General features: G+C 67.7%; 11 protein-coding genes. 8 read left to right on the top strand and 3 right to left on the bottom strand.

All coding sequences use genetic code 11. The annotated features are described in order from the left end of the window. Window positions 1–17: 17 nt before the first annotated feature. Window positions 18–647 (bottom strand): TetR/AcrR family transcriptional regulator, encoded by a 630-nt coding sequence (locus tag AC04ME_RS15035; RefSeq protein WP_079114061.1) that lies wholly within the window; start codon window positions 645–647, stop codon window positions 18–20. 149 nt (window positions 648–796) lie between these two features. On the opposite strand from AC04ME_RS15035, the gene AC04ME_RS15030 reads away from it, so the two are divergent. Continuing rightward, on the top strand, window positions 797–2,149 hold the full coding sequence (locus AC04ME_RS15030; RefSeq protein ID WP_475435771.1) for an MFS transporter: 1,353 nt from the start codon (window positions 797–799) through the stop codon (window positions 2,147–2,149). A 1-nt stretch (window position 2,150) separates the two neighbouring features. Further along, window positions 2,151–4,832 carry a family 78 glycoside hydrolase catalytic domain gene (locus tag AC04ME_RS15025; protein ID WP_475435769.1) on the top strand — a complete coding sequence of 894 codons (2,682 nt, stop codon included), beginning with the start codon at window positions 2,151–2,153 and terminating at the stop codon, window positions 4,830–4,832. A gap of 57 nt (window positions 4,833–4,889) precedes the next feature. Here AC04ME_RS15025 and AC04ME_RS15020 read toward each other — a convergent pair whose 3' ends face one another. Continuing rightward, a complete protein-coding gene (locus AC04ME_RS15020; RefSeq protein WP_079113538.1) occupies window positions 4,890–5,351 on the bottom strand; it encodes a MarR family winged helix-turn-helix transcriptional regulator in 462 nt (153 codons plus the stop codon). Window positions 5,352–5,518: 167 nt separating this feature from the next. Here AC04ME_RS15020 and AC04ME_RS15015 point away from each other — a divergent pair, with 167 nt between their 5' ends. Both AC04ME_RS15015 and AC04ME_RS15010 read left to right on the top strand, forming a co-directional pair. Further along, complete coding sequence (locus AC04ME_RS15015) at window positions 5,519–7,372, top strand: flavin-containing monooxygenase (protein WP_475435767.1); 1,854 nt, start codon at window positions 5,519–5,521, stop codon at window positions 7,370–7,372. 11 nt (window positions 7,373–7,383) lie between these two features. Next, entirely contained in the window at window positions 7,384–8,382 is a 999-nt protein-coding gene (locus tag AC04ME_RS15010) for an SMP-30/gluconolactonase/LRE family protein (protein WP_228385578.1), read from the top strand. A 59-nt stretch (window positions 8,383–8,441) separates the two neighbouring features. On the opposite strand, the gene AC04ME_RS15005 is transcribed toward AC04ME_RS15010, so the two are convergent. Continuing rightward, on the bottom strand, window positions 8,442–9,476 hold the full coding sequence (locus AC04ME_RS15005) for a LacI family DNA-binding transcriptional regulator (RefSeq protein ID WP_194285961.1): 1,035 nt from the start codon (window positions 9,474–9,476) through the stop codon (window positions 8,442–8,444). Between the two features lie 167 nt (window positions 9,477–9,643). On the opposite strand from AC04ME_RS15005, the gene uidA reads away from it, so the two are divergent. The 4 genes from uidA (at window position 9,644) to AC04ME_RS14985 (ending at window position 15,812) form a co-directional block, all read left to right on the top strand. Continuing rightward, complete coding sequence (uidA, locus tag AC04ME_RS15000) at window positions 9,644–11,416, top strand: beta-glucuronidase (protein ID WP_475435764.1); 1,773 nt, start codon at window positions 9,644–9,646, stop codon at window positions 11,414–11,416. A gap of 12 nt (window positions 11,417–11,428) precedes the next feature. Beyond that, window positions 11,429–12,832, top strand: a complete 1,404-nt coding sequence (gene uxaC / locus AC04ME_RS14995; protein WP_475435763.1) for a glucuronate isomerase — start codon at window positions 11,429–11,431, stop codon at window positions 12,830–12,832. Beyond that, complete coding sequence (locus AC04ME_RS14990) at window positions 12,829–14,127, top strand: mannitol dehydrogenase family protein (protein ID WP_228385577.1); 1,299 nt, start codon at window positions 12,829–12,831, stop codon at window positions 14,125–14,127. The genes uxaC and AC04ME_RS14990 overlap by 4 nt, the downstream gene beginning before the upstream one ends. Window positions 14,128–14,258: 131 nt before the next feature. After that, window positions 14,259–15,812: an ABC transporter substrate-binding protein gene (locus tag AC04ME_RS14985; protein ID WP_475435760.1), complete on the top strand. Its 1,554-nt coding sequence runs from the start codon at window positions 14,259–14,261 to the stop codon at window positions 15,810–15,812. Window positions 15,813–15,839: the final 27 nt, after the last annotated feature.

Genomic DNA, 15,839 nt, shown 5'->3' with positions numbered 1-15,839 from the left:
GGCGCGTCGGCAGAACCTCACGATAGCGAGGAAGCGGCGGCTGGAGGCTGAGCGGCCACCAGCCGCATGAACGTGGTGAGCAGGCCGAGGGCGTCGCGGGAAGGATCGAGCAGAGCCTGGATGCGCAGTCCGTCGACCATCGCGAGCACGAGCGTCACCTTCTCGTCGGCCGTGAGGAGCTCGCTGTCGCTGGTGGGCAGGGGGCCGTCTGTGAAGCGCGACCGCATGCGTTCGCGGCGGCCGAGGAAGAACTCGTGTGCAGGGTGCTCCGGGTTCGTCGCGGCGACGGCGAGGGCGAGCCAGTTGCGCTGGAACTCCGAGTTCGAGAACTCGTCGGCGAGTACCGCACTCAGGATCTGCTCACCTGGAACGTTCGCGGTCATGATGCGTGAGGCGAGGTCTTCCTCGTGCTCCTCGCGCTGCGCGAGCGCGGCGGGGAGGAGTTCCTCTTTTCCGGAGAAGTGCCGCAACAGGGCGGCATGGGTGAGTCCGGCCCTGCTGGCGATGTCACGGAGAGACGCCCGCTCATAACCGTGTTCAGCGAAGCTGGCGAGTGCCGCTTCGACGATCTCGGCCCGTCTCGCCGGTGTGGATGCGCTCTTGCCTCGTCGGCGAGGTGATGGCGTTGCGGTCGGCGGTGACGTCATGTGTCCACTTTCTCACTTTTGCCTTCTGTAACCAAAGTGGTTACTATCGCTCAGGATCGACAATCGGTTGCCAAACGGATTTCGACCACATCTCGCGAAGGACGCCCATCGACGGGCGCCGCGGATCACTGAACGATGAAGGAGTCCAGGTGACCAAGAGTGAATACGACCGCAGCGACACGATCGACTCGATCGCCGCGGCCCAGCCGGTAGGCGGGAACACCCCGGACGGCACCCCGCTCGAGACGACCGTCGTCGGCTCCGAGCCGACGGCCAAGGTCAGTGGCGGCTACATCTTCTGGCTGATGCTGGCCAACTTCGGTGCATCCATCGCGATGATGGTGCCGCTCGCGTACGGCCTGGCACTGCGCATCACCGAGCTCGCCCCCGGGCATGAGGAGGTGCTCGGTTACGTCACCGGAACCGCGCAGCTGATCTTCCTGGTGCTGAGCCCCATGATCGGCATCTGGAGCGACCGCACCCGGTCGCGCTTCGGTCGACGCACGCCGTTCCTGTTCCTCGGCGCTGCCCTCGGCCTCGTCGGAGCGGTCATCATCGGCTTCGCCCCGAACCTCCTCCTCGTGGGTGCAGGCTGGGTGGTCGCGATGACCGGATGGTCGACCGCGGGCGCCGCCATCCAGACGCTGCAGGCCGACAAGCTCCCCGAAGAACAGCGCGGCAAGGTGTCGGCGCTCACAGGGCTCATGACGCAGGTGGCGCCGGTGCTCGGTATCGGCATCGCCTACGCCGTGTCGTACAGCACCTTCCTCGTGTTCTTCGTCCCCGCGGTGATCGGTGTCGTCCTGCTCGTGCTGCTCCCGACGTTCAAGAGGGAAGGCAGCTCGAAGGATCTCGTCGTCGACTCGACGGTGACTCTCAAGAAGGTCATCGCCGGCTACGGCTTCAACGCCCGCAAGTACCCGGACTTCGCCTGGAACTGGGTCGGCCGGATGGTGTTCTTCATCGGTCTGTACTTCAACACCACGTTCGGCACGTTCTTCTACGCCCAGCGTCTCGACCTGCCGGTGCGCGAGGTGGCCGGTGTCGTCGCCACCGTCGGGATGCTCGGGGTCGTCGCCGCTGCCGGCGGCGCACTGCTCGGCGGCTTCCTCTCGGACAAGCTCAAGCGCCGCCGTCTGTTCGTGCTCGCGGCCGCATTCATCTTCATCGGAGGCGCGCTCGCCGAGGCGTTCGCCTGGTCGCTGCCGCAGCTGATCATCGGCGCCGTGCTCATGCAGCTCGCGATCGCCGTGTTCGCCACAGTGGATCAGGCCATCGTCTACGCGATCATCCCCGACCGCGCCGAGTCCGGTCGATACATGGCCGTCGTCGCCTTCGCGCAGAAGATCCCCAGTGCGATCGCCCCGCTGATCGCGCCGCTCATCATCACGATCGGTGCCGTCGGCGCGGAGAAGAACTACACGCTGCTGTACCTCATCGGCGCGGTGTTCGCGCTGGTCGGCGGTCTCATCATCATGTTCAAGGTCAAGGGAGTTCGCTGAGATGACCACCCCCTCGAGCCTCGCATCGCTCGCGTCGACTCCCTTCGACCTGCGGATCGACAGCGGCGGAGACGACTTCACCGTGTCGGAAGCCACACCGCGACTGTCGTTCACCGTGCCCGTCGAGGCGGAGACATCGAACGGTTTCGAGCTCGAGGCGATCGTCGACGGCGAGAGACGGGCGCGCGTGCCGCTCGATGCCGGCTCTCCTCTCTTCGTCGAGTGGCCCTGGGTTCCGCTGACAAGTGGGCAGCGCGTGCGGTGGCGGGCGCGGGTGCAAGCCGGGGACGCCCCGTCGGAGTGGTCCGACTGGTCGACCTTCGAGTGCGGTCTGCTCGACGCCGACTGGTCGGCGGAGTGGATCAGCCCGGTCGAGCACGATGACCCTGGCTACGGAGCTCGCGGCGCCCACACACTGTCCCGCGCGTTCGAGGCGGACGACGTCGTCGCGGCTCGTCTCTACTCGACGGCGCTCGGGGTCTACGAGGCCAGGGTCAACGGACAGCGGGTCGGCACCGCCGAGCTCGCTCCGGGTTCCACGTCGTACGACCGCACGGTCTACGCGCAGGCGGCCGATGTGACCTCCCTGCTCCAGGGCGGTCGCAACGCACTCGAGATCGAGCTCTCCGACGGCTGGTATCGAGGTCAGGTCGGTGCGTTCCGCCTGCCGGCGGGATGGGGTACGACGCTCGCGGCTCGGGCGGAACTGCACCTCGAACTCGCCGACGGATCGCGGCGTGTGATCCGCACCGACGGCGAATGGACCAGCGCTCAGTCGACGATCGTCCGGGCCGACCTGATGGACGGGCAGACGACCGACTTCCGCGCGGAGAGCGGATCCGCGGTGCCCGTGATCGTCGGCGCGGTCGAGGGGCCGCCCATCTCCTGGTCGCCCGCCCCGCCGGTGCGCGTGGTCGAGACGCGCGACGCGGTGAATGCGAACCGAATCGCAGAAGACACCTGGGTGCTCGACTTCGGTCAGAACGCCTCGGGATGGATCCGGCTGACGGACCTCGGCCCCGCCGGCACACGCACGGTGATCGACTATGGCGAGCACGTCGGCCCGGACGGCGATCTCGACACCTCGCACCTCGACTCGACCAAGCCGGGCGAACCGTCCGTGGTGTTCGTCCAACACGACGAGGTGGTATCCGCCGGAGGAGGCGAGGTCTTCGAGCCGCGCCACACGGTGCACGGGTTCCAGTACGCGCGGATCACGCGCGAAGGCTCGCCCTTCGAGGCGTCCACGGCGCAGATGCGCATCGTGCAGACGGACCTCCGCCGCACCGCATCGTTCGAGTCGAGTGATCCCTCGCTCAACCGCCTGCACGAGATCGCCGACTGGAGCTTCCGCGGCAACGCGGTGGACGTGCCGACCGACTGCCCGACGCGCGAGCGCCTGGCGTGGACGGGCGACTACCAGGTCTTCGCTCCCACGGCGGCGCGGCTGTACGACGTGCTCGGCTTCACTCGCAAGTGGCTGCAGTCGGTGCGCGATGATCAGCTCGATGACGGGCGGATCGCGAACTTCTCGCCCGATGGGCGGCGCATCAAGCAGAAGCTCGACGATCAGTTCGCGATGATGACCGGATCCTCCGGGTGGGGCGACGCGATCACCTTCGTGCCGTGGGAGATGTACACCGCGTACGGCGACTCCCTGGTCCTGGAGGAGAACTGGGGCGCGATGGTCCGCTGGGTCGAGTGGGCCCTCGGGGCTGCGCGCACGACCAGGCATCATTCCCGCGTGGAGCGGTCGGGGGAGCCGCAGTCGCACGAGGAATATGTGTGGGACGGCACCTTCCATTGGGGGGAGTGGACCGAGCCCGTCCCCAAGGCGGAGGACGGCTCGCGCCTCGACCCGATCAAGTCCAACCCCATGSCCTGGTTCATGGCCGACAAGGGAGAGGTCGGCACGGCCTACCTCTACCGTTCGACGCGGATCCTCGCGGACGCGGCGACGGTGCTCGGGCGGGACGAGGGCGCCGAGCGGTACGCCGTGCTGGCCGACCGCATCCTCGACGCCTGGCGCACCGAGTTCCTCGCCGGCGACGGACGCACAGTGCAGGACACGCAGGCCGCCTACGTGCGGGCGCTGACCTTCGGCCTCATCCCGGAGTCGCAGCGCGCTGCGGCGGCGGAGCGGCTCGTCGACCTCATCCGCGCTGCCGGCACMCATCTCGGCACCGGATTCCTCGCCACCGGCGACCTGCTGCCCGTGCTCGCCGACACCGGCCATGCCGGCGTCGCCTACGAGCTGCTGTTCCAGCGGAGCGCACCGTCGTGGCTGCACATGATCGACAAGGGTGCGACCACGATCTGGGAGGACTGGGAAGGCATAGACGACGACGGCGCTGCCCACGAATCGCTGAACCACTACAGCAAGGGCGCGGTCATCCGCTTCCTGCACACCCACACCCTCGGTCTTCGTCAGGACCCGGATTCGATCGCTTGGCAGTCGTTCACGATCGCCCCCATCCCGGGCGGCGGACTCACCTGGGCGACCGGGCATCTCGACACTCCGCGAGGGCGGATCCGCGTCGAGTGGCGGATCGAGGGTGACGAACTCCGGATCGACGCGGAGATCCCGGCCGGGGCGAGCGCGACGGTTGTCTTCCCCGACGGCTCGACGCGCACCGCGCCCCCCGGAGCGTTCACCGGTCTCGGGCGTCTCGCCGTCCGCTGAGTGCGACGGCTGTGTATGGCGACGGGTGCGCAGATCCAGGGCTGCGCACCCGCCGCCTCAGCGGCCGTCGGAACTCGCGGCATGCAGCTCGCGGCTGATGGCTCGCAGGCCGACGGCCAGCGATTCGAGTTCGTCGAGGGAGAGGCCGTCGAGGATGTCGGCACCCATCTCCGGGCGTGCCGCCATGATCTTCCCGATCACGTCGCGACCGAGCAGGGTGGGATGCAGTCGGCGGACTCGGTGATCGTCGGCATCCGTCATCCTCTCGACGAGTCCCTGCTCGACGAGACGTTCGATCAGCTTCGACATCGTCGCGAGGGACACCTCGAAGGTGGAGGCCAGCTCGCTCGCGCTGCTCTGCTCGGACACGACGATCGCCGTCAGCACCTTGAGCTGCTGGATCGTCAGCTGGGTGCTGAGCAGGGATCCCACCATGCGGGGGAGCGAACGCACCGAGATCGCGAGGGTGAGCGCATCGATGTTCTCGAGCGCGGCGGTTCGTCTCAGTTCGTCTCCCACGTCTGTACCGTAGTGCCTTCATAGCGTCTTCCCAGTGAGATTTACTTAGCTTCAAGCTAACCTTTTGTCGAAGGAACCGATCCGGGGTCGTGTCGGGCCCAGGCTCGTGCGCCATCCCCGACGTCGGCCTCCTGTGCCCGCACCCCCGAAGACAGGAGGGTGGAACGATGGCGTATCAGGTGCAGCAGACCCGGAGTGGGCAGGAGCGGGAGCGCTCCCTGCAGGAGATCCGAGAGAAGTATGCGTATGAGCGCGATCGGAGGATCCGCCCGGACGGCGCGACGCAGTACCGCTCGGCGCTGGGCGAGTACGGCTACTACGCGAAGGATCCCTACACGACGCGTGTCGAGCGGGAGCCGCTGCACGATCGCGTGGACGCGCTGATCATCGGCGCCGGATTCGGCGGGCTGCTCGCGGGGGCAGGTCTGCGCGACACGGGACTCTCGTCGATCCGCCTGATGGACGAGGCGGGAGACGTGGGTGGCACCTGGTATTGGAACCGTTATCCCGGCATCCGCTGCGACATCGAGTCGTACGTCTACATGCCCCTCCTGGAAGAGACGGGATACGTGCCCACCGAGCGCTACTCGACGGGGGAGGAGATCCGCCGGCATGCCGTGCGCATCGCCGAGCACTACGACCTGCGACGCGACTTCGTCGGGCACACCCGCGCGACGGGTCTCACGTGGGACGAGGGCGCGTCGGAGTGGCAGGTCGAGACGGATCGGGGCGACGTCTTCCGTGCCCGCTACGTCATCACCTCGTCGGGAACCCTGACGCAGCCGAAGCTTCCGGGCATCCCGGGCATCGAGCGCTTCGCCGGCCACACGTTCCACACGAGCCGTTGGGACTACGGATACACCGGAGGATCGCCGGACGGCGATCTCTCCGGTCTGGCAGACAAGCGGGTCGCGGTTGTCGGCACGGGAGCGACCGGGCTGCAGGTGATCCCGCACCTCGCCGAGCACGCGAAGCAGCTGCTCGTCTTCCAGCGCACGCCGTCGACGGTCGACGTGAGGGACAACCGCCCGACCGATCCGGAGTGGGCGGCATCCCTCGCACCCGGATGGCAGCGCGAGCGGATGGACAACTTCCTCGCCGTGCTGGCGGGGGAGGCCGAGGAATCGCTCGTGCAGGACGGGTGGACGGCGACGCACGCGCTGCAGCGCAGCATCCTCTCCGGTGCCGTAGACGAGGCCGTCTCCGAGGAGGAGCGGTTGCGTCGGGAGGAACTGGACGACGCCGAGACGATGAACAGGATCCGAGCGCGTGTCGACGAGATCGTCGAGGATCCGGCCACCGCGGAGGTGCTGAAGCCCTGGTACCGGTACATGTGCAAGAGGCCCGGGTTCAGCGATCTCTACCTGCAGGCGTTCAATCGGTCGAACGTTGTACTCGTCGACACGGCGGACACCCACGGTGTCACGGCGCTCACCGAGACGTCGATCGTGGTCGGCGACGCGGAGTACGAGGTGGACTGCCTCATCTTCGCCACCGGATTCGACGTGGGCGTCTCGGGTGTGGTCTCGGGAACGCTCCCCGTCGTCGGTCGAGGCGGGCGTTCGCTGCTCGAGGCTTGGGGGTACGGGCCGCGCACGCTGCACGGGTTCAGCACGCACGGGTTCCCCAACCTCTTCCAGCTCGGCCCCATGCAGAACGCGAACTCGGTGAACTTCGTGCACATCCTCCAGGAGCAGGCGACGCACATCGCCGCGGTCATCGCACGCGCCGAGCAGGTCGGGGCTCGCCGTATCGAGCCCACGGCGGAGGCGGAGGATGCGTGGTGCCGCACCGTGGCCGAGACTGCGAGAGACGTCTCGGACTTCCAAGCTCAGTGCACTCCCGGGTACTACAACGGCGAGGGATCCCGATCGATCGGCGGCCTTACATTCTCGCCGGGGCCGGTGGTCTTCCACCGTCTTTTGCGTGAGTGGCGGAGCGGGGACATGGCCGACGTTCTCGTCGTCTCGGATGCCGATGATCACATCCGCGTGACGGCCGCGGTCGGGGTGCCCGCATGAGGGTGCCGATCGTGACGGTCGCGACGGTGGTCGGCGCAACGGTCGTGCTCGCCGGATGCGCGCCCGCGGCGGACGATGGCGGGTCGGTGGGCGAGGCCGCGGGGCCGGCACTCGAGCAGACCTCGACGGAACTCCTGCAGGTCACCGAGCCGCATGAGCTCACCGGGGGGACACTGCTCGAAGGGCCGACCTTCCACGACGACGGCTCTCTGTTCGTGGTCGACGTGATGGCACCCGCGGGCGAAGCCAAGGTGCTGCGAATCGATGTCGAGGAGGCCTCGGCGGAGCAGGTCTTCACGGATGAGACGAGCGCATTCACCTCGGCGCAGTTCCATCCGAGCGACGGGCGTCTGTATCTGACCGACTTCCTCGGAGGCGACGTGCTGAGCATCACGCCCGATGGCGAAGACCCGCAGGCCCACTTCACGGGTGCGGTCGAGGGCGTCGCGATGCTGCCCGACGACATCGCCTTCGCCCCCGACGGGACGATGTTCGTGACCGACACCCGCGGCATGGACGGGCCCGGGTGGGAGACGCCGGGCAGGGTGGTCAGGATCGGCGTCGACGGGTCGGCGAGCGTGCTGGCCGACGATCTGCCCTCGCCGAACGGCATCGTGTTCGACGAGGAGGACGCCGGGCTCTGGGTCGCCCAGTACAACGCGAACCGCATCGACTACTTCGCCCTCGACGAGGAGCGCACGCGTGTCGTCTCGGCGTACCCGGCGATCCATGTCGACGGCGGGATCGGACGCATCGACTCGACCGCGGTGGATGCCGAAGGGAACATCTACCAGGCGTTCCACGAGAAGGCGGAGATCGTGGTGTTCGCCAAGACCGGCGAGCAGATCGGGGTGATCCGCGTGCCCGGGGAGGGGCTCGAATCCGCGACGAACATCGCCATCGCGCCGGGGACCACTGACGGCTATCTGGTGGTCAGTGGGCCCGCGGGCGGGTTCGTGCACACCTTCGAGGCGTACGGCGAGGGCATCAGGCAGTCGAACGGGGGATGATGCCCGGACGCGACCCGTACCGGCAATCGCTCGGCTGCGGGTCGCGTCCTCTCAAGGCGTCACCTCGTCGGTGCCGCCGTGGACTCCCGCACGACGAGCTCGAGCGGCAGGACGACCTTCGTCGGTGTCCTGCTCCGCTCAGGGTCGATGAGTGTCTCCATCGCGCGGGTGCCGATCTCGCGGAGCGGAGAGCGCAGAGTCGTGAGCGCGGGAACGGCCAGCTCGGCGCTGAAGATGTCGTCGAAGCCGATCACGCTGAAGGCCTCGGGCAGCTGCAGACCGCCGCTGCGCGCGGCCCGAAGGAGTCCGTGCGCGACGAGGTCGTTGTAGGCGAGGACGGCGGTGACGCCGCTGGCCCGGACGCGTCGGAGGGACTCAGCGCCGCCCGCGACCGTCGGCTCGTCCACGGTGATCTCCACCACCCCCAGGCCTCGTGCGGCCGCGAGATCGAGAGTGAGCTCCCATCGTGCCCGGTTGATCCGGGCGCCGCCGAGACCGAGGTACGCGACGGAACGGTGTCCGAGGTCGCGCAGATGGTCGAGTGCGTCGGTGAGGCCGGACTCGAGGTCTGGGGTGACGCTCGGCAACGACGGTGTGGAGTGATTGGCTCCGACGATCGGCTTGCTCGCAGCCAGCGCTGCCAGCGAGTCGTCGTCGAGGCGAGAGGCGACGACGAGGAGGCCGTCCACGGAGGGCTGCAGCGTCTCGATCGTCTCGAGCTCGATCTCGGCAGCACCCTCGGTCTCAGAGACGATCAGAGTGAAGCCGCTCCTCCGCGCGACCTGCTCCGCGCCACGGATCAGCTCGAAGTGCACGGGGTTGGTGATGTCGGGGAGGACGATCGCATATGTCCCCGAGAGCCCTGTGGGAAGCGCCCGAGCCATGGGGTTCACCCGATAGCCGAGTTCTGCAGCAGCCGCGCGGATCTTCTCCTCGGTGGCGACGTTCGTGCGACCGGGCTTGTTCAGGGCGCGCGACACGGTCGACGGATTGAGTCCGACCCGCTGGGCGATGTCGTAGATCGTGGGGCGTCGGCCGATGCGACCGTCGATCGCGGCCGCATCCTGCGAGGCGTTCGGCTCGTCTGTCGACATCGTGCTGTCTTCCCCTCGTCGCGACGGCATCCGGTTCCCCGATCGTACGGCAGAAGTCATCCGTCCGATCGAGACGCGTTTTGGCAACCGCTTGCCAAAACGGGTCGATCATGGTTGTCTGGTCTGACGATGTCGGGGCGGGGCGCCCCGGAGAGGATTGAGCGACGATGCTTCGACCCCAGTGGTCCCCGACGCGGGAACTGGTCTCCCTCGACGGCCTGTGGAGATTCGCGGCGGATGACGACGCGGTGCCCGAGCCGTGGTCGGATCGCCTCCGCACCGAACTCGAGGCGCCGGTCCCGTCGAGCTACGACGACCTGTTCGCCGACCAGGAGATCCGCGACCACGTGGGCTGGGTCTGGTATCAGCGCACGGTCCGCGTGCCGCGCGGATGGGACGGCTCCCGGATCCTCGTGCGGGTCGAAGCGGCATCGCACCGAGCCCGCGTCTATGCCGGACATTCCCTCGTCGCCACCCACGACGGCGGGTTCACTCCGTTCGACGCCGATGTGACCGATCATGCGATCCCCGGCGAGGAGTTCCGCCTGACGATCGGCGTCGACAACGAGCTGACGAAGACCACGCTCCCACCCGGCTTCGTGACCGTGGCCGACGACGGCCGCAGACAGCAGCGGTACCTGCACGACTTCTACAACTACGGCGGTCTGCCGCGCTCTGTGTGGCTCGCGGCTGTTCCGCCCGTGCGGATCGAGGACATCACGGCGGTCCCCGACCTCGACGGCGCCGACGGCATCGTCCGCTACGACATCGTCCTGTCGGACCCGTCCGTCGCCGCCGACCTCTCGATCAGAGTGCTCGACGGCGCCGGACGCCAGGTCGCCGAGGGGCACGGGCGCACCGGGGAGATCCGGATCCCGGACGCGATCCTGTGGCGTCCGGGGGCGGGCCACCTGTACGACCTCGTCGTCGAAGCGACGACCGAGACGGGCGTCCGTGACGTGTACACGTTGCCGGTCGGCATCCGCACCGTCGAAGTGAGAGGAGCCGAGTTCCTCATCAACGGCGAGCCCTTCTACTTCCGCGGATTCGGCAAGCACGAGGACTCCCCGGTTCGAGGCAAAGGTCACGACCCCGCGTACATGGTGCACGACTTCCACCTGATGCGCTGGGCGGGGGCGAACTCGTTCCGAACCTCCCACTACCCCTATGCGGAGGACGTCCTGGAGTACGCCGATCGGCACGGAATCGTCGTGATCGACGAGACCGCGGCCGTCGGTCTCAACCTCGCGATCGGCGCCGGGATGGGCACGGGAGCGACCAGGGCGACGTTCGGACCGGAGGGCTTCGGAGACGAGACGAGAGCCGCTCACGCTCGCGCGATCCGCGAGCTGGTCGCCCGGGACAAGAACCATCCCAGCGTCGTGATGTGGTGCATCACGAATGAGCCGGCGTCGTTCGAGGAGGGAGCCCGCCCCTACTTCGAGCCGCTCGTGGCGCTGACACGGGAACTGGATCCTCACCGCCCTGTCACGTTCGCCAACCTCATCCAGGCATCGCATGAGACCGATCGCATCGCTGATCTGTTCGACGTCATCTGCCTCAACCGCTACTACGGCTGGTATGCCGACGGCGGCGACCTGCGCAGCGCCGAACGGCACCTCGAGGCTGAACTCCGCGGGTGGGAGAGCACCTACGGCAAGCCTCTCGTCATGACCGAGTACGGGGCCGACACGATCGTCGGGACTCACTCGGTATACGACCAGCCCTGGACCGAGGAGTATCAGCTCGCCTTCCTCGAGATGTACCACCGGGTCTTCGACAGGATCCCGGCGGTCGTCGGAGAGCAGGTCTGGAACTTCGCCGACTTCCACACGCCAGGCAGCGCCTTCCGCGTCGACGGGAACAAGAAGGGGATCTTCACACGTGATCGACGGCCGAAGGCCGCCGCTCACGCACTTCGTACCCGCTGGCGCGGCTGAAAAGGACCTTCCATGTCACACGCATCACTCGTCCGTCGCGACCGCGACCGACTGCTCCCCGCCGATCCGACGACGCGCTCGGTCGCGCGCGCCCTCTACGAGCGCGTCGCCGATGCCCCGATCATCTCGCCGCACGGTCACGTGCCGGTGGAATGGCTGGTCGAGGATCGCCCGTTCTCCGACCCGGCATCGCTACTGATCACACACGACCACTACGTCACCCGGCTGCTCCACGCGTCCGGGGTCGGCCTCGACGAGCTCGGGGTCGGCGGCAGTGCCGCGGACCCGCGCCAGGTGTGGCGGAGGTTCGCTGAGCGTTGGCCCCTGTTCGCGGGCACGGCGTCGGGGTACTGGATCTCGGAGTCTCTGCAGAATGTGCTCGACGTGACGGTGCCGCTCTCGGCGGCGACGGCGGATGAGGCGTACGACCGCGTCGCGGATCAGCTCGCCACGCCCGAGCTGCGGCCGCGTGCGCTGTTCGAGCGCTTCGGCATCGAGGTGCTGGCGACGACCGACGATCCTCTGGACGATCTCGCAGGGCACGCGGCGCTCGCCGCGGAGGGCGCGGTCGGCCGGGTTCTGCCGACGTTCCGCCCCGACCGGTACCTGGATCCTGATGCGGCAGGGTTCGCGCAGAACGTCGAGCGGCTCGTCGCCGAGACGGGCAGCCCGGGCACGTTCGCCGGGTACCTCGCCGCCCTCGAGCAGCGGAGGCGGTACTTCATCGAGCACGGGGCCGTGTCCGCAGATCACGGTGTCGAGGTCCCCGACACGCTCGACCTCGCGCCCGAAGAAGGCGAGGGGCTCTTCGCCCGCGTCGTCTCCGGTGATGCGGATGCCGGGGAGCGTCACTCGTTCCGGGCGCACATGCTGCTGCAGATGGCCCGGATGAGCGTCGACGACGGACTCGTCATGACGGTGCACGCCGGCGTCGTGCGCAACCACAGCACGCAGACCTTCCGCCGCTTCGGCCCCGACTCCGGGCATGACATCCCGCGGCGCACAGACTTCGTCGGCGGTCTGCGGCCGCTTCTCGAGCGCTTCGGCCTCGAGCGCGATCTGCACCTGGTGCTCTTCGCCGTGGATGAGACCGTCTACTCTCGCGAGATCGCCCCGCTGGCGGGGTTCTACCCGAGCGTCTACATCGGCGCTCCCTGGTGGTTCCTCGATGCCCCGGATGCCATGGCACGGTTCCGCTCGGCGGTGACCGAGACGGCCGGGTTCTCGCGCGGGTCGGGGTTCATCGACGACACCCGCGCCTTCCTCTCCATACCAGCCCGACACGACACCGCACGCCGTGCGGATGCCGCATTCCTCGCCCGGCTGGTCGTCGAGGGGCGTGTGGACGAGGACGCGGCCGGCGCCGTCATCGACGACATCGTCGGGCCCCAGCCGAAGAGGGTGTTCAAGCTGTGAGCGGTGTGATGCTCGGAGTGCGCGAGTCGCCGGCACCACCGGTGCGGATCATCCATATGGGGCTCGGCGCCTTCCACCGCTCGCATCTGGCCTGGTACACGGCCCATGCCGGTGACTCGGCGCAGTGGGGGATCGCGGCGTACACCGGAAGGAGTGCCGGGCTCGCGGATGATCTCTCCGCCCAGGACGGTCTGTACACACTGATCGTGCGTTCGCCGGCAGGCGACGACGCCGAACGAATCGGGAGCATCGTCCGGGCGCATCCGGGCACGGACATCCCGTCATTCGTGAATGACGTCGCCGCTCCTGCGACCGCCATCGTCAGCCTGACTATCACCGAGGCCGCCTATGCCGATGATCGGACGGCTCTCGATCGAGCCCTGCTGGCAGGACTCCTCGACGACGACCTCGTCAGCGTGCGTCCTGTCACCGCCGTCGGTCGCCTCGTGCTCGGTCTGGAGGCGCGCAGGCGTTCGTGTTCCGGAGCTCTCGCTCTCGTCTCCTGTGACAACCTGGCCGACAACGGGGGAGTGCTGCGCGCCGCCGTCAGCTCTCTCGCGAGGGAGGTGCCGGGGCTTGTCGACTGGATCGATGCGCACGTGTCGTTCGTGTCGAGTTCGGTGGATCGGATCACCCCTCGACTCTCGGATGAGGAAACGACCGAGCTCTCGCGGCGCTACGGGGATCGTGCACCGGTGGTCGCAGAGAGCTTCTCCGACTGGGTCATCGCCGGAGAGTTCCCCGCGGGCCGGCCGCAGTGGGAAGTGGCGGGAGCCCGCCTCACCGACGACCTTGAACCGTGGGAGGCGCGGAAGCTCTGGCTGCTGAACGGCGCTCATACGCTTCTCGCGTCGCTCGGTCGGCTTCGTGGTCATCACACGGTCTCCGAGGCGATCGCCGACATGGTGTGCTTGCGCGCCGTCGACGCGTACTGGGATGAAGTCTGCCGGCATCTTCCGGCGGAGCTCGGACTGCAGGAATACCGGTTGGCGCTGCTCGACCGCTTCCGAAACCCGCGCATCCGGCATCTCCTCGCGCAGATCGGTCTCGATTCCGACACCAAGATGCGTGTGCGCGTCGCGCCGGTCGCAGAGCTCGAACGCAGGGCGGGGCGCCCCGCCGACGCGTGCGCAGCTGTCGTCGCGGCGTGGCTGGCGATCGGCGGACAGCGAGGGGATCGTTCATCCGTCGAATGCGCGGTCGCCGAGCTCAGCCCCGTGCTCGGCGACGACGAGGCGTTCGTCGATGAGGTGCTCGCGAGTCGGCGATCGATCGATGATCTCACACTTCGATAACGAGTTGGCAATCGGTTGTCATTGACTCGAATCCCTGCTTTACTGACATCAGACGCCGCCGTCCTCGTCCGCTAGACCCTTAATGACAAGCGGTTGCGCATCAAGTCGTTTCATCCAAAGGAGTATGAACAATGTGGAACACCCGTAAGCACCGTCGTGGCGTGGTCCTGCCCGCCGCGATGCTCATCACCGCACTCGCGGTGTCCGGCTGCGCGGCCGGAAGCGACCCCGAACCCGCAGGCACGTCGGCCACCGTCGTCGAGAAGGATCTCGCCATCGCGGCTGTCTCGGCGCCGAACTCGCTCGACCCGGCGCAGCTCGTCGATGGGCAGCAGATGTTCGTGTGGTCATCGATCCTCGACACTCTGCTCCGCAAGGATCCGGCCACGGGGGAGATCATCCCGGGTGCCGCGGAATCGTGGGAGTACAACGAGGACGGCACGCAGCTCACGCTCGTGCTTCGTGAGGGAATGAGCTTCAGTTCGGGAGACCCGGTGAACGCGGACGCCGTCGTGGCGACCATGCTCCGCTCGCGGGAGACCGCCGGCAACGTGCAGAGTCGTCTGGCTTCGGTCACGGATGTCGTCGCCGAGGACGACCGGACGGTCGTGGTCTCGTTCGATGGCTTCGACCCGCAGTTCCTCGACAACCTCTCCTCCGGCCCGGGGGCGATCGGCGACCCTGCCACGATCGACGAGGAGCGCACCGCCACAGATCCCGTCGGCTCGGGGCCGTTCACACTCGACACCGAAAAGACCGTTCCCGGGAGCAGCTACGTGCTGGTGAAGCGAGACGACTACTGGGACGCGGAGAACGTCCCGTTCAAGACGCTGACGGTGAAGGTCCTTCAGGATCAGACGGCGTCGTTCAATGCGCTCCAGGCGGGCGAACTCAACGCGGCGACAGTGCAGACGCAGGTCGTCGGGCAGCTCGACAAGGAGAAGTTCTCGATCAAACAGAACGATGCGGTCGCGACGAGCTTCCTGAACATCCTGGACAGAGGCGGGGAGAAGTGGCCCGCTCTCGGAGATGAGAAGGTACGCCAGGCGATCAACCTCGCCATCGATCGGGACGCCGTCCTCAAGGGGCTGTACAGCGGAGTCGGAATCGCCACGACGCAGCTGGTGAGCCCATTCGGCGCCATCTACGACGAATCGCTCAACGACGAGTACGAGTACGACCCAGAGAAGGGGCGTGAGCTCGTCGAGGAGGCGGGCTACGCGGGGGAGAGCTTCCAGATCCCCAGCACCTTCCTGTCGACCACTGTGGAACCCGTTCTCACCCAGGCGTTCGCCGACATCGGCCTGACGCTGGAATGGGTCACGGTTCCTCCGCAGCAGGCGCAGTCGGCGGCTCGCTCCGGCGACTACGGTCTGTACTTCCAGATCCTCGGGTTCAATGCGGACAGCGCGGACCTGGCGACGACCTTCGCCCTGGACGGAGTCGGCAACCCGCGCGGCTACACCGATGACACCTTGGACCGGCTGTTCTCGGAGATCGACTCGACGGTCGCCTTCGACGACCGCGTACCGCTGTATCAGGAACTGAACGAGTACGTCGTCGATCAGGCATTCGTCGCGCCGCTGGTCTACGTCGGCGCTGTGTGGGCTACCGCCGACGGCATCAGCTACGTCGGAGAGGCGAACACCCTCTCCACGATCCGACAGTTCGACGTCACCGAGTGAGTGAGGGGTGGGGATGCGGTCCGCCGC

The organism is Microbacterium sp. LjRoot205, assembly GCF_056175745.1.
The sequence above is the reverse complement of the archived record's forward strand: the minus strand, read 5'-3'. Positions and strand labels throughout refer to the sequence as shown.

What these genes read in the sequence shown, in the direction of transcription:
- AC04ME_RS15035 (WP_079114061.1), bottom strand. Translation starts at nt 647, where the DNA reads ATGACGTCACCGCCGACCGCAACGCCATCACCTCGCCGACGAGGCAAG.
- AC04ME_RS15015 (WP_475435767.1), top strand. Translation starts at nt 5,519, where the DNA reads ATGGCGTATCAGGTGCAGCAGACCCGGAGTGGGCAGGAGCGGGAGCGC.
- AC04ME_RS15005 (WP_194285961.1), bottom strand. Translation starts at nt 9,476, where the DNA reads ATGTCGACAGACGAGCCGAACGCCTCGCAGGATGCGGCCGCGATCGAC.
- uidA (WP_475435764.1), top strand. Translation starts at nt 9,644, where the DNA reads ATGCTTCGACCCCAGTGGTCCCCGACGCGGGAACTGGTCTCCCTCGAC.
- uxaC (WP_475435763.1), top strand. Translation starts at nt 11,429, where the DNA reads ATGTCACACGCATCACTCGTCCGTCGCGACCGCGACCGACTGCTCCCC.
- AC04ME_RS14985 (WP_475435760.1), top strand. Translation starts at nt 14,259, where the DNA reads ATGTGGAACACCCGTAAGCACCGTCGTGGCGTGGTCCTGCCCGCCGCG.